We start from the raw sequence: 13,440 nt of genomic DNA on the forward strand, positions 1-13,440 counted from the left end.
CCCAATGTGGCATTGGGGGGGCACTCAACGCACCCAGCGCCACATTGGGGTCCACTCGCCAGTACCGCGCGGGCAGTTTCGCGTGACTAAGGGGACGGCATGTGTGGATCCGACGGGCGACACGCGCGGCAGGGGTTTCGCCGCGAGTCGTCCACCCGAACACGCGTGTCGTCCGTCGGATCACGTGTGTCGTCCATCCAGTCACGCGAAACCTCCATCCGGGCACGACAAGTACGTACCTGATACACGGCTGGCCCTAACCGTCCTTACCGCAATTAGAGGACTACTTGCGGCAGGTGGATTCCCGCGCGTTCAACCGCACGGGCACCTCGATCCGGCGTGGCCCGCCGTCGGGAGTGCCGCTCTCGATGAGGTCCATCAACGCCGTGGCGGCGCGGCCGCCTACCTCGCGGGGGTGCACGAACATCCCGGTGACCTGCGGAGAAGTGAGCCGAAGCGAACCGCTGTCCACCGCGCTGGCGATCCCGAGTTCACCGGGCACCGCGAGCCGTCGGCGACGGGCCTCGTGGAGAACACCGAGCGCGAGATTCTCCGACGTCGTGAAGACGGCGTCCGGGCATACCCGCCGGTCGAGCAGCCTGCCCAGGGCCTCCGCCGTGCCTTCGGTGGTCGGCGGTTCGTCGATCTCGACCACCACCGGCTCCAGTCCCCGGTCTTCCGCCCAGCCGGTGTACCCCGCGACGAGATCCGCCGCGTAGGAGCGGCTGGTGTCGGTGGTGATCATCGCTGGGCGCTCGTAACCGTTGTCCGCCAAGTGATCCAGCATCAGCCGCGCCGCCGCGACGAGGTCGTTGTCCACGACGACCGGCACGGGGCACGACGACGCCAGTGGGCGACCGACGGTCACCAGCGGGCGGTCACGGCACCAGCCCGTGGCGAAGAACGGCTCGTCGCCACGGGGGTCGACGAGGACGGCGCCATCGACCGCGAACGCGTTGAGCCGGTCGAGGTCCGCGTCCGGCGGCGTCAGCAACAGGCCGTACGACCGTTTCGACGCGGCTTCGGCCGCCCCGTTCAGGACCTCGAGGAAATAGTCCGAGTTCGGCACCAACGCGCAGGCGTTGCTCGCGTCGACCGAGTTCGCGAGCTGGATCGCCAGGGTCCGGCTGCGCCGGGTGACCAGCTGCTGGGCGTGCACACTGGCCTGATAACCGAGTTCGGCCGCCGCCCGCACGACGCGGCGCCGGGTGTCCTCGGAGATCCTGCCCTGCCCGCTGAGCACATGGGACACGGTGGTGATCGAGACCCCCGCGGCCGCGGCGACGTCACGGATGGTCGGCGACAATCAGACCTCCACGGGCGGTCCCCAAACGCGGTTCGGCCGGTCGGTGTCCAGCCGATAGTCGGTGACGTGGGCGTCGCCCAGCCTACGTCCGAGGTCCGCCGCGGCCTCCAGCGGCCGAGCGGGATCGCGCTCCACCTCGCCCCGGCTGTTGCCGACGCCGACCACGATCCCGGCGAGGTCCTGGCGCAGGTACCGGGTGAGTTCCTGGAACTGGGCTTCGAGACCGAGCGTCGCCCCGCGATAGCTCTCCTCACAGGAGATCACCACCGCGGCGCGCTTGTTCATCAACCCTGGCACGACATGGCCGGTGTGCGGCGAACTTCCCGAGGTGTAACAGAAAAGCCGGTCGAAGAACGACTTGAGCAGTCCGGTCATGCCGTACCAGTGCAGCGGGGTCGCGTACACGATCGCGTCGGCCGGGAGCACGTGGTCGAACAGCAGGCGCTCGTAGTCGTCCGCGATCCCACAGGACCGGTCACTCAGACGGCAACCACGGCAGTCCCCCAGTGGCGACTCCACGAAATCGGAGAGACGGACGAAGTCGATCGTGTGACCGGCTTCCTCCGCCCCCTTCGCCAGCGACTGGGCCATCGCCCAGGAATTCCCTTCACGACGCGGGCTCGAATCGAGCACCAAGACCTTCACGCGGCCCTCCCAGAGAGACTGCAAAAACGCTTTTGCAGTCTCTCCGGCGAGGATTCACCTGTCAAGCGACCTTGGCGGCCGCCGCGAGGATGACCTCGGCGACGACGTCCGGCCGCGAGACCGAGACCGCGTGCGAGGCCTCGATCCGGGTGACCTCCGAACCGGCCCGCTCGGACATGAACGCCTGCGCGGCGGCGGGAATCGCGTGGTCCTGCTCGGCGATCAGCGCCCAGGACGGCACGTTCTTCCACGCCGGCTCCCCGTCGAACGGGGTCGCCAGCGCGCGCTCGGTGACCGGACGCTGGGTGACCGCCATGACGTCGGCGGTCTCCATGGGGACGTCCGCCGCGAACACGTCCGAGAAGCTCTCGGGCTTGATCGACAGCTCGCCCTGCGCGGCGAGGACGTTCGTGGTGTCGGGGCCGAGCTTGCCGCCTTCGAAACGGCCGGACAGCTCGAACACACTCTCCCCCGCCTCCGGCTGGAAGGCGGCGATGTAGACGAGCGCCTTAACGTTCGGCGCGGTGGTGGCCGCCCGGCTGATCACGACGCCGCCGTAGGAGTGCCCGGCCAGCACGACGGGACCGTCCACGCCGTTGACGACGTCGGCGACGTAGTCGGCGTCGGACTCGATCCCGCGCAGCGGGTTCGACGCCGCCAGCACCCGGTAGCCCTGCTCACGCAGCTTCGGGACGACGCCGTTCCAGCTGGACGAGTCGGCGAAAGCACCGTGGACCAGGACGATGGTGGGCTTCTGGTTGCTCATGGTTACTCCTTCAGAGCCAGGGAGAACGATCGGTCTTTCTGCCTGAACAATGCCCACCCGTCAGACCTTCCGCACTGTGTCGTGGCGTGAGCCATCTAGTGGAACGACCGTTCTTTCTCTAAACTGCGGAGATGACGACTGCCGACCGGGAGACGCACCCGAAGATCCGGCTGCTCGAGACCGCGTCGCGACTGTTCTACGCCGAAGGCATCCACGCCGTCGGAGTGGAGCGGCTGGTCTCCGAGGCGGCCGTGACCAGGGCGACCTTCTACCGCCACTACCCCACCAAGGACGACCTCGTCGCCGCGTACCTGAGCACCACGAGCGAGCGGATCCGCGCGGGCGTCGGCGCGGCGACCCAGGGCAAACCCGCCCGCGAGGCCCTGCTGGCGGCACTGGGCATCATCGGTGACCGCACGCTCGACGACGACTTCCGCGGCTGCCAGTTCCTCAACGCCGCCGCCGAGTACCCCGACCCCGCGCACCGGGTCCGGCAGGTCATCGACGACCACCGGGACTGGTTCTTCGGCGTACTCCGCGACCTGGCGCGCGATGCCGGTCATGCCGACCCTGAGCACGCCGCTCGCACACTCGTCCTCCTCCGCGACGGCGCACTGCACGGCGGGAACCTCGACGACGCTCAGACCGTGCGGAGCACGCTGCACCGCGCGGTCACCGACGTCGTCGGCTGAGTTTCAGCGCAGGTTCTATGTTCCGTCCGGTTCCGTCGTCACAAGCAGGACATTGCGCCTTCTCGACGGTCGTAACAAGTGCTACCTTCGCGGAAGGGGGCCCGGCCGGACCGAGGAGCGGCGACGATGAGGCTTTCTCCCAGTGCGCACGTCGATCCGTTCTGCCGCGATCGGCTGCCGCCCGCGGACCAGTGGCCACGGCTGGACTTCGACCTCCCCGAGCTGCGGTATCCGGACAGGCTGAACGCCGCGACAGCATTGCTCGACGACACGATCGCGCGCTTCGGGCCAGACCGGCCTTGCCTGCTTTCGCCCACCGGAACGTGGTCGTACGGCGAGGTGCTCGCCCACGCCAACCGGATCGCGCACGTTCTCGTCAGTGACTTCGGTGTGGTGCCGGGAAACCGCGTACTCCTACGGGGCACCAACACGCCGTGGCTCGCCGCGGTCTGGCTGGCTGTGCTCAAGGCGGGCGCGGTGGCGGTCACCACGATGCCGATGCTGCGGCGGGCCGAACTGGACAAGATCGTCGCGCGCGCCGAGCCCACGGTCGCCGTCTGCGACGAGCGCCTGCTGGGCGAACTCCCGCCGGAGCTGCCCGTCGTGTCGTACGGCGCCGACCTCGCCGCCCGCGCGGACCGGCATCCGACCTCCTTCACCGACGTCCCGACAGCGGCCGACGACGTCGCGCTCCTCGCGTTCACCTCCGGCACGACCGGATCCCCGAAGGCGACCATGCACTTCCACCGCGATCTGCTCGCGATCGCCGACACCTTCTCGCGGCACATCGTGCGCCCCGAGGCGGACGACCTCTTCTGCGGCACACCGCCGTTGGCGTTCACCTTCGGCCTCGGCGGACTGCTGGTCTTCCCCCTGCGTGCGGGCGCCGCTTCCCTGCTGGTCGAACGCGCGACGCCGGCGGAACTCGCCGCCATCGTGGCCGGCAACGGTGTCACCGTCCTCTTCACCGCCCCGACCGCGTACCGCGCGATCCTGAACTCCGGCGACGGACGGCTGCTCGCCGGAGTGCGCCGTGCGGTCTCGGCGGGCGAGTCGCTGCCCGCTCCCGTGGCCGAGCAGTACCGGGAAATCGTGGGGCGGCCGCTCATCGACGGGCTCGGCAGCACGGAGATGTTGCATGTCTTCATTTCCGCCGCCGACGAGGAGGCAAGGCCCGGCATGACCGGGAAGGCGGTGCCCGGTTACCAGGCCGCCGTCCTCGACCTCGACGGCTCGCCCGTCTCCGATGGCACGCCCGGGTTTCTCGCCGTGCGAGGCCCTACCGGCTGCCGCTATCTCGAAGACCCGCGCCAGCGCGACTACGTGCGCGACGGTTGGAACATCACCGGCGACACCTACGTCCGCGACGCCGACGGCTACTTCCGGTTCGTCGCGCGGAGCGACGACATGATCATCTCGTCGGGGTACAACATCGCCGCCCCCGAAGTCGAGGAAGTCTTGCTCACACACCCGGACGTCGAGGAATGCGCGGTGATCGGGACGCCGGACCCGGACCGCGGTTCCGTCGTGACGGCGTTCGTAGTGCTCCGGTCCGGCGCCGATCAGAGCCCGGACGTCGCGAGGGCGTTGCAGGACCACGCGAAGGCGACAGCGGCGCCGTACAAGTACCCACGGCGCGTCCGGTTCATCGAGGCACTTCCCCGGAACGCGAGCGGGAAACTTCAGCGGTATCTGCTGCGGGAGCTGTGAACCGGCCAAGCGCGTGGAACAGCGCGGTGGCGAGCACGAGACCTTCACGGGCGATCGGCGCGAGCAGGTGCTCGTCGGGCGCGTGTTGCAGACAACCCGGGTAGGAATGCGGCAGCCACAGGGTCGCGATGCCGAGGATGTCGGTGAACACGTGGTTGGGCAGGCCGCCGCCGAAACTCGGCAGGATCGCCACCGGCCGGTCGGAAACCTCGTCAAGGACGCCCTTCGCCCAGCCCACCCACGGGTTCCCGACCGGGGTGCGGCTGGCCTGAAAACTCGCTTCGGCGTTGACTTCGACCATGGAGAACCCTTGCGCCGCAAGGTGCTTCTTGATCGTGTCCGCCACATCCGAGACGTCGGTCCCGGCAACGTAGCGAAGTTGCAGGACCGCGCGGGCCCTGCCAGGGATGGCGTTGACGGGCCGGTCGACATCCCCGGCTCCCAGCGAAAGGACTTCGAGGGTGTTCCAGCCGTAGAGCCGCTCAGCGGCGGAAAGCCCCGTGTCGCCCCAACTTTCCTCCAGTGCCGGATCTCCCGGGTTGCCGGCGATCCGGATCTCCGCGAGCGCCTCGCGGACGCTGTCAGGGAGTTCAGGCGGCAGGAGCCCGGGCGCCTGGATTCGGCCGTGCCCGTCGACGAGGCAGGCGATCGCCCCGGTGAGGGTGGTGGCGGGGTTGCGCAGCACCCCACCCCAGTTCCCCGAGTGATAGGCGTCGGGGCGCAGGTCGACGTCGAGCGAGATCCGGACGCTGCCGCGCGCGCCGAGGAACACCGTCGGCGTCGCCGCGTCCAGCCGCGGGCCGTCCGAGGCGATGAGGACGTCGGCCCCGAGCGCTTGCGACTGCGCCGCGACGAACTCGCCGAGACCGGGTGAGCCGATCTCCTCTCCGGTCTCGAACAGGAACTTGAGGTTGAACCCCAGCGACCCCGTTTCGGCGAGGAGCAGCCTGAGGGCGGTCAAGTTGATCAGATGCTGCCCCTTGTTGTCCGCCGAGCCGCGGCCGTACCAGCGCTCATCGTCGGCGGTCAGCGTCCACGGGTCCCGGCCCTCGCTCCACCGCCCTTCGTGGCCGCCTACGACGTCGGCGTGGCCGTAGCACAGGACGGTCGGCAGCTCCGGCGACTCGATCCGGGTGCCGATCAGGAAAGGGCCACCGGCCGGGTCGGGGTTGGGATACCGCCGCACCGAGCAGCCGAGCGCCGTCAGTGCCGGAGTCAGCACCTCGTCCAGGTATGCCTTGATGGCAACGCGGCCGTCCGGATGGTCGCTCACGGTCGGGTACCGGACCAGTGTGGCGAGTTCGGCGAAGAAGGCGCCTGAGTCCACGTGTTCTTGGGCCTTCGAAACCAGTTCCGCCGATGTGGGCACGTTCTCTCCCGATTGGTTCGCCGAGTGTCGAGGACGAGCCTAAGCCGGTTCGCCTACACTGACCATTGCCGTTTGCGGCGCCCTGCGTTCTGATTGAAGCAAAGGAAAGCCTCTGTGCGCCTGCTGCCGATCGCGCTGACGTACTTCCTCGAAGTCGCCCGCACCGGTTCGGTGTCCGAAGCGGCGGCCGAGCTGACCGTCGCGCCGTCGGCGATCAGCCGTCAGATCGCGAAGCTCGAGGCCGGGATCGGGGTTCCGCTGTTCGTCCGGCATCCGCGGGGGATGGAGCCGACCGACGCCGGGAACCGGCTGCTCGACCACGTCCGCCGCAGCGAAGCCGAATCGGCCGTCCTCGTCGACGAACTTCGCACCGGGCGGGGGCTTCACGCCCGTTCGCTCACCGTCGCCTGCTCGGAGGGGTTCGCCCGCCGTGTCGTACCCCAGGCGATCGCCGCCTTCCGCCGCGAACACGACGTCACCTTCCACCTCGACGTCGTGAACCGCGAGGAAGCCACCCGGCGCGTGCTCGACGGCGCGGCCGACGTCGCCGTCACGTTCACGACCGGGCCGCAGCACGGCGTGCGCGTCGAAAGCGCAGTCGTCGTCCCGGTGTACGCGATCGTCCCGCTCGGCCATCCGCTGACCGGCCGCGACTCCATCGATCTCACCGAACTGTGCGAACACCCCCTCGCCCTGCCCTCGCAAGGCCAAAGCCTGCGCGACCTGTTCGACATCGCCACTCGGATCGAGAACCTCACGTCTCATCCGGTGCTGGTGTGCGACGAATTGAGCCCCAAGTACGAGTTCGTCCGCTGCGGCGGCGGGCTGGCGCTCGTCGGCGGACTGGGCGACATCCGGCAGGACGCGGCCACCGAAGGGGTAGCCTACGTGCTTCTTGACAACGCCGTGTTCCGCAAGCGCGAAGCACAGGTGCAGACCATGGCGGGTCGGACGTTGTCGTTGGCGGCCATGCGGTTCACCGCGCTACTGACCGCGTTCGTCCGCCCGCCGGTCAGCGGATCAACACCCCGGGATTGAGGATCCCCGCCGGGTCGAGGGCGGTCTTGGCGGCAGTGAGGGCGGCGGCGAACGGATCGGGACGCTGCCGGTCGTACCAGGGACGATGATCGCGGCCGACGGCGTGGTGATGGGTGATCGTGCCGCCGTGACCGGCGATCGCCTCGGACACCGCGGCCTTGATCTCGTCCCATTGTCCGACCGTGCTCCCCCAGCGCCCGGCGGCGTAGATCCCGTAGTAGGGCGCGGGTCCGTCGGGATAGACGTGGGTGAAGCGGCAGGTCACGACACCCGCGCCGCCACACACCTCGTCGATCGCGGCGCGTGCCGCAGAGGTGATCGCGTGGTGCAGTTCGTCGAAGGCTTCCCAGGTGCAAGCGGTCTCGAAGGTCTCGACGATCAGCGACCGGCGGACGAGAGCGTCGCGCTGGTACGGCATCCGCAGGAACGAAGACCGCCACGCCGACGCCGAATCACCTTCCTGACGCGCGGAATCCTTGCTGCGACGGGCTTTCGCCATGCCACCATGACCGACGGCCAGCTCCAGCGCACGGTCAAGCCAGGCGTCGACCGGATGGTCGGCGGATTCGAAACCGACCAGGAGAAGGCCGCCGCCCACACTCGCGCCCGCGTTGATGAAGGCTTCGGCCGGGTCGAGGAGGCGGCAGTTCGACGGGTGGAGCCCGGATTGCGCGATCGCGCGGGTGGCGGCGACCGCGTCCTCCTGCCGCTCGAACGTGATCGACGCGGTGACCTGCCAGACGGGCCTGTCCTGCAAGCGCATCCAGGCTTCGGTGATCACGCCGAGTGTGCCCTCGGAGCCGAGGAACATCCGGTCCGGCGAGGGACCGGTGCCCGAACCCGGCAGCCGTCGCGATTCGCTGATGCCGGCCGGGGTGACGACGCGCAGCGACTCGGTGAGGTCGTCGATGTGGGTGGCGAGCGTGGCGAAATGCCCGCCCGCGCGAGTGGCGAGCCAGCCGCCGAGGGTGGAGTGGGCGAACGACTGCGGGAAATGCCGCAGCGTCAGCCCCAGCGGGCGAAGGCGGTCTTCCAGCGCGGGCCCGAAGATCCCGGCCTGGATCCGGGCCGCGCGGCTGACCGTGTCCACTTCGAGCACCGTGTCGAGGCCGGCCAGATCCATCGAGACCGCGGGCCCGTCGAACCGCGGTTCGATCCCGCCGACCACGGAACTGCCGCCACCGTAAGGAATCAGCGGGACGCCTTCGGCCGAGCACCAGTCGAGCAGGTCGACGACGTCCTGTTCCGAGCGCGGGCGGGCGACCAGGTCCGGAACGTGGTCGGTTTGGCCGAGCAGATTGCGGACGACGTCCCGGAAAGCCTTGCCACGAGCGTGGGACAACCGGTCGGCGGGCTCGTCACCGCACAACGCGGCGAGCGACTCGGGCGGGCGGATCCGCGACGGCGGGACGCCGAGGTCCGCGGGCTTCGGCGGGGCGTGGTCGGTGAAGTCGTGGCCGGGCAGGACCGCCGACGTGCGGGCTACGAGCGCGTCGGACTCTTCATCGGACAGTTCGCCGTCGGTGGTGCCCCAGCCCCACCAGGACCGTTCGTCGGTGGACATCGATGTCTCCGTTCGAGCTGACTCCCCAGTAAGTTACCTATCGGTCAATTGCTGTGTCAACGCGATCTTCCTGGACCTCGACGGTGTCCCCAATGCGGCATTGGGGACGCTGAGCGCCTCCAATGCCACATTGGGGACATCAGCCCACCACTCCTCCACACCCACGAGTTCAGTCGATAAGGCTGCCCCAGCCCGAACCGATCCGCCTCCCCTGACACACAGGACAGCTCCACCACCCAGGACCGATTCGAGGCCTTCGACGCTTTACAACGTTGTATCAACGATGTAAAAAAGTCCTGACGGCTTTCCGTGGCCCCACTCACACCGGTCCCTCGGCCACGGGGGCCGTGGTTTCACGCCTGCACAAGTCCAGCGGGAGGCGCACCTCCGCCGAGGCGGCCGCCCCCGGAGAAGGGTGTCGAGCAGATGTTGTCAACGTTGTCACCTCATCGCCCCCGAAGTTCCAGACGCTTCCGGAAATCACTGGCCACCGCGGTCGCGGTCGTCTCCGCCCTGGCCTTGACGTCGGGGGCCGCGACGGCCGCGGAGAGCGGCTGGAAAATGGGCAAGCCGCGCCTGACCACCCCGTGGACCAACCAGGTCTCGCCGTCCAACGCGTTGCCCGAGTATCCCCGGCCGCAACTGGTGCGCGAGAACTGGCAGAACCTCAACGGGGTCTGGGAGTTCGCCGGCGCCGCGCCGGGTGAAGTCCCGCCGTTCGGCGAGAAGCTCGCCGAGAAGATCCTGGTCCCCTACCCCGTCGAGTCGGCGTTGTCCGGGATCCAGCGCCACGAGGACTACATGTGGTACCGGCGCACGTTCACCGTGCCCAAGAACTGGGGCGTGGGCAAGGACAACACCCTCCGGATCAACTTCGGCGCCGTCGACTACAAGGCGAAGGTCTACGTCAACGGCAAGGAGGTCGCGGCACACCAGGGCGGTTACGGCGCGTTCTCCGCGGACGTGACCTCGGCGCTGAAACCCAAGGGGGAACAGGAAATCATCGTCGGCGTCGAGGACCGCGCCGACGCCACCTGGCAGCCCGTCGGCAAGCAGCGCCTGACCCCGGATCGCGGGATCTTCTACGAAGGCGCGTCCGGCATCTGGCAGACGGTGTGGATGGAGCCGGTCGCGGCCAAGCACGTCGGCACCCTCGGCATGGTCCCCGACCTCAAGTCCTCCACGCTGAAGCTCACCGTCGACACCGGCGGCGCTTCCGGGCTGACCGTCGAGGCCGTGGTCCGCGACGGCCGGAAGGTGGTCAGCCGCAGCAAGGCGTCCGCAGCCGGGACGATCTCCCTGCCGGTGCCCAAGGCGAAGCTCTGGTCGCCCGATTCGCCCTTCCTCTACGACCTCGACGTCGAACTGAAGGACGGACGGCGCACCGTCGACAAGGTGTCGTCCTACTTCGGCATGCGTGAGTTCGGCACGGCGAAGGGCGCCGACGGCAAACTCCGGTTCACTCTCAACGGAAAGATCCTCTTCCTTCAGTCCACTTTGGACCAGGGCTACTGGCCGGACGGCATCTACACCGCGCCGACCGACAAGGCACTGCGCTTCGACCTCGAACAGCACAAGGTCCTCGGCTTCAACACGGTCCGCAAGCACATCAAGACCGAACCCGACCGCTGGTACCACCACGCGGACAAGCTCGGCCTGCTCGTCTGGCAGGACATGCCGTCGATGCGCACCGGTGGCCGTCCGCCCGTCGACGCCCAGCAGCAGTTCAAGGTCGAGTTGAAGGAACTGGTGGAGCAGAAGAAGAACTGGACCTCGATCGTCGGCTACGTGCCGTTCAACGAGGGCTGGGCGGAGTGGTCGCGCGAGGAGACCGGCAAGGTCGCCGAAAGCGTCAAGGCACAGGACCCGACCCGGCTGGTCAACGCGCACAGCGGGGTCAACTGCTGCGACTCCCTCGGCGATTCCGGCAAGGGTGACGTCCTCGACTGGCACGCCTACCCGGGTCCCGCGAAGCCGATGCCCGACAGCAAGCGGATCTCGATCGACGGTGAACACGGCGGTTACGGGCTCGAGGTCAAGGACCACATGTGGTTCGGCGAAGGCCACGCCTACGAGATGGTGAAGGACCAGGCGACCCTGAACAGTCGCTACGTCCAGAACCAGCGCGACGTGCTCGCGGCGGCCCAGAGCTGCGCCATCAGCGGCTCGATCTACACGCAGATCACCGACGTCGAGCACGAGGTCAACGGATTCTTCACCTACGACAGGCAGGTGAAGAAGATGGACTTCGCGCAGGTGCGCGCGGTCAACCAGGCGATCATCCGCAACGCCGACGGCAGCGGTTCCGGCGCGCCCGACCCGGGCCCCGGCACTCCGGGCCTCACCGGCGTCCACGCCTACAAGTTCAACGAGGGCACCGGTTCCAGCGCCGCGGACTCGGTCGGCAACGCGCACGCCGCGCTGACCAACGCCCAGTGGGCAGGCGGTGTCGAGGGCGGTGCGCTGGCCTTCGCCGGGAACGGACAGGCTGACACCGGCTCGAACCTCGTCAACACGGCGAGCAGCTACTCGGTCTCGGCGTGGGCGAAGCTGGACGAGGCGAGTGGCGCGTTCCAGACCGTCGTCAGCCAGGACACCGGCCGCGACAGCGCGTTCTTCCTGCAGTACTCCGGGCAGGACCAGCGGTGGGCGATGAGCTTCGTCGGTCTCCGCGCCCTGTCGCCGGAGAAGCCGGAAGTCGGCCGCTGGTACCACCTGACCGGGGTCCGTGACGCGAAGGCGGGCACATTGTCGCTTTTCGTCGATGGCAAGAAGGTCGCCTCGCAGAACGCCTGCGCCGCTGCGCCGAGCACCGGCCACACGGTGATCGGCCGCGGCCAGTACGGCGGACAGCAGGTCGACTTCCTGCGCGGTGCGGTGGACGACGTCCGGTTCTACGACCGGTCGCTGTCCGACGCCGAGGTCGCGACACTCGCGAAGCGCGACTGAGAACACGCGGCGCCGGGGCCACTCCCGGCGCCGCGTGCTCCGCACGAACGAAGTTCCTCGGCGAGCGCGAACCGAGAAGACTGGGCGTCCAGGTCAGTGATCGTGCGCGTGGAGGGGTCGAGTTGAAGGTCATCGCCATCGAGGAGCATTTCACCCACCCGACCTTGTACAACGAGGAAGGCGAGGGTGAACTGGGCGACCACCCGATCATGGCGGGTATCCGGAAGAAGCTCCGCGACCTCGGCCGTGGCCGGATCGCGGAGATGGACGCGGCCGGGATCGACGTCCAGGTCCTCTCGCACGCCGTCCCCGGCGCGGAAGCGCTGAAGCCGGAGGAAGCGCATCGGGCGAGCCAGGCGAACGACGCGCTGGCCGACGCGATCTCCCATCATCCCGACCGGTTCGCCGGTTTCGCGGCCCTCCCGATGCAGGCACCGGACGCGGCCGCCGACGAACTCCGCCGTGCCGTGACCGAACTCGGGCTCAAGGGCGCGATGCTCAACGGCCTCACCACCGGCCGTTTCCTCGACGACGCCGCGTTCCGGCCGGTGCTCGCCGCCGCGGAATCACTCCGCGTCCCGCTCTACCTGCACCCGGCGCTTCCGCCGCAACCCGTGCTGGACGCGTACTTCTCGGGACTTTCCGACCTGCAAGCCGACAACCTCGCCACCGCGGCCTGGGGCTGGCATTCCGAGACCGCGGTGCACTTGCTGCGGCTCATCGTCTCCGGGGTCCTCGACGAGTACCCGGACCTCCAGATCATCATCGGTCACATGGGCGAGATGATCCCGTTCGCGCTGTCGCGGATCGACGTCGTGCTGACGCCGATAAACGAACACCTGCGCCAGCCGGTCGCGGACTACTTCAAGACCAACGTCCACATCACCACCAGCGGTTACGCGACGTTCCCGCCGTTGCAGTGCGCGCTGGCCGTGCTCGGAGCCGACCGGATCATCTTCTCGGTCGATCATCCGTACACTCCGAACGAGCCCATGGTGAACCTGCTCAAGACCGCGCCCATCGACGAAGCCGACCGCGAGAAGATCGCGCACGGCAACGTCGAAAAGCTACTTCGCCTCTGACTCGATCCATTCCTGGACGATCTCGCCGAGCACGGGCAGCGTCGCGGACGTCGAAGGCCTCGCCGTACCGCGTCTTCCTCAGCGCGGCCGAACGGTACCGCTACGACATCACGCGGCTGTCCGACCATTTCGGCGTCGGCTTCGAGACGATCTGCCACCGGGTTCCACTTCTCCCGGGTCGGCGGTTCGTGTCCACTGTGGAGCCTTCAGCTCCCGGGGCGGGAGTCCTGAAGGGTTCCCAATGTCGCATTTGAGTCCCTGAGCGTCTCCAATGCGACATTGGGAACCCTTCGCTGAGATCCGGGCACGCACCTGAGGT

The 13,440-nt window shown here is 68.5% G+C and carries 10 protein-coding genes and 1 pseudogene; 6 read left to right on the top strand and 5 right to left on the bottom strand.

Translation table 11 applies throughout. The features are described 5' to 3' along the window. Positions 1-283: 283 nt before the first annotated feature. From ACLARN_RS27680 to ACLARN_RS27690, 3 genes are all read right to left on the bottom strand, one after another. Positions 284-1,306 carry a LacI family DNA-binding transcriptional regulator gene (locus ACLARN_RS27680; protein ID WP_409494390.1) on the bottom strand — a complete coding sequence of 341 codons (1,023 nt, stop codon included), beginning with the start codon at positions 1,304-1,306 and terminating at the stop codon, positions 284-286. Continuing rightward, positions 1,307-1,951, bottom strand: a complete 645-nt coding sequence (locus ACLARN_RS27685; RefSeq protein ID WP_409494391.1) for a flavodoxin family protein — start codon at positions 1,949-1,951, stop codon at positions 1,307-1,309. A gap of 61 nt (positions 1,952-2,012) precedes the next feature. Further along, entirely contained in the window at positions 2,013-2,717 is a 705-nt protein-coding gene (locus tag ACLARN_RS27690; RefSeq protein WP_409494392.1) for an alpha/beta fold hydrolase, read from the bottom strand. Between the two features lie 131 nt (positions 2,718-2,848). Between ACLARN_RS27690 and ACLARN_RS27695 the strand changes: the two genes are divergently transcribed. Together ACLARN_RS27695 and ACLARN_RS27700 are read left to right on the top strand one after the other, a co-directional pair. Further along, positions 2,849-3,409 (top strand): TetR/AcrR family transcriptional regulator, encoded by a 561-nt coding sequence (locus ACLARN_RS27695; RefSeq protein ID WP_409494393.1) that lies wholly within the window; start codon positions 2,849-2,851, stop codon positions 3,407-3,409. 126 nt (positions 3,410-3,535) lie between these two features. Then, entirely contained in the window at positions 3,536-5,119 is a 1,584-nt protein-coding gene (locus ACLARN_RS27700; protein ID WP_409494394.1) for an AMP-binding protein, read from the top strand. On the opposite strand, the gene ACLARN_RS27705 is transcribed toward ACLARN_RS27700, so the two are convergent. Then, positions 5,055-6,488, bottom strand: a complete 1,434-nt coding sequence (locus ACLARN_RS27705; protein ID WP_409494395.1) for a M20 family metallopeptidase — start codon at positions 6,486-6,488, stop codon at positions 5,055-5,057. The genes ACLARN_RS27700 and ACLARN_RS27705 overlap by 65 nt on opposite strands. 114 nt (positions 6,489-6,602) lie before the next feature. On the opposite strand from ACLARN_RS27705, the gene ACLARN_RS27710 reads away from it, so the two are divergent. Continuing rightward, positions 6,603-7,526, top strand: coding sequence for a LysR family transcriptional regulator (locus tag ACLARN_RS27710; protein WP_409494396.1), 924 nt, complete (start codon positions 6,603-6,605; stop codon positions 7,524-7,526). Here ACLARN_RS27710 and ACLARN_RS27715 read toward each other — a convergent pair. Further along, on the bottom strand, positions 7,501-9,090 hold the full coding sequence (locus ACLARN_RS27715) for an FAD-binding oxidoreductase (RefSeq protein ID WP_409494397.1): 1,590 nt from the start codon (positions 9,088-9,090) through the stop codon (positions 7,501-7,503). The two genes, ACLARN_RS27710 and ACLARN_RS27715, sit on opposite strands and share 26 nt — an antisense overlap. Before the next feature lie 426 nt (positions 9,091-9,516). Between ACLARN_RS27715 and ACLARN_RS27720 the strand changes: the two genes are divergently transcribed. The 3 genes and pseudogenes from ACLARN_RS27720 to ACLARN_RS27730 all read left to right on the top strand — a co-directional run. Beyond that, positions 9,517-12,039 (top strand): LamG-like jellyroll fold domain-containing protein, encoded by a 2,523-nt coding sequence (locus tag ACLARN_RS27720; protein WP_409494398.1) that lies wholly within the window; start codon positions 9,517-9,519, stop codon positions 12,037-12,039. 122 nt (positions 12,040-12,161) lie between these two features. Beyond that, positions 12,162-13,121, top strand: coding sequence for an amidohydrolase family protein (locus tag ACLARN_RS27725; protein WP_409494399.1), 960 nt, complete (start codon positions 12,162-12,164; stop codon positions 13,119-13,121). 62 nt (positions 13,122-13,183) lie between these two features. Continuing rightward, positions 13,184-13,328, top strand: a pseudogene (locus ACLARN_RS27730) (ImmA/IrrE family metallo-endopeptidase); the annotation flags it as partial. Between the last annotated feature and the right edge of the window lie 112 nt (positions 13,329-13,440).

Origin of the sequence: Amycolatopsis sp. cmx-11-12 (assembly GCF_046269425.1) — a bacterium.
GTDB lineage: Bacteria > Actinomycetota > Actinomycetes > Mycobacteriales > Pseudonocardiaceae > Amycolatopsis.

Bases quoted from the DNA above. Each gene is read 5' to 3' on its own strand.
- ACLARN_RS27720 (WP_409494398.1), top strand. From the start codon at position 9,517: ATGTTGTCAACGTTGTCACCTCATCGCCCCCGAAGTTCCAGACGCTTC.
- ACLARN_RS27715 (WP_409494397.1), bottom strand. From the start codon at position 9,090: ATGTCCACCGACGAACGGTCCTGGTGGGGCTGGGGCACCACCGACGGC.
- ACLARN_RS27695 (WP_409494393.1), top strand. From the start codon at position 2,849: ATGACGACTGCCGACCGGGAGACGCACCCGAAGATCCGGCTGCTCGAG.
- ACLARN_RS27690 (WP_409494392.1), bottom strand. From the start codon at position 2,717: ATGAGCAACCAGAAGCCCACCATCGTCCTGGTCCACGGTGCTTTCGCC.
- ACLARN_RS27700 (WP_409494394.1), top strand. From the start codon at position 3,536: ATGAGGCTTTCTCCCAGTGCGCACGTCGATCCGTTCTGCCGCGATCGG.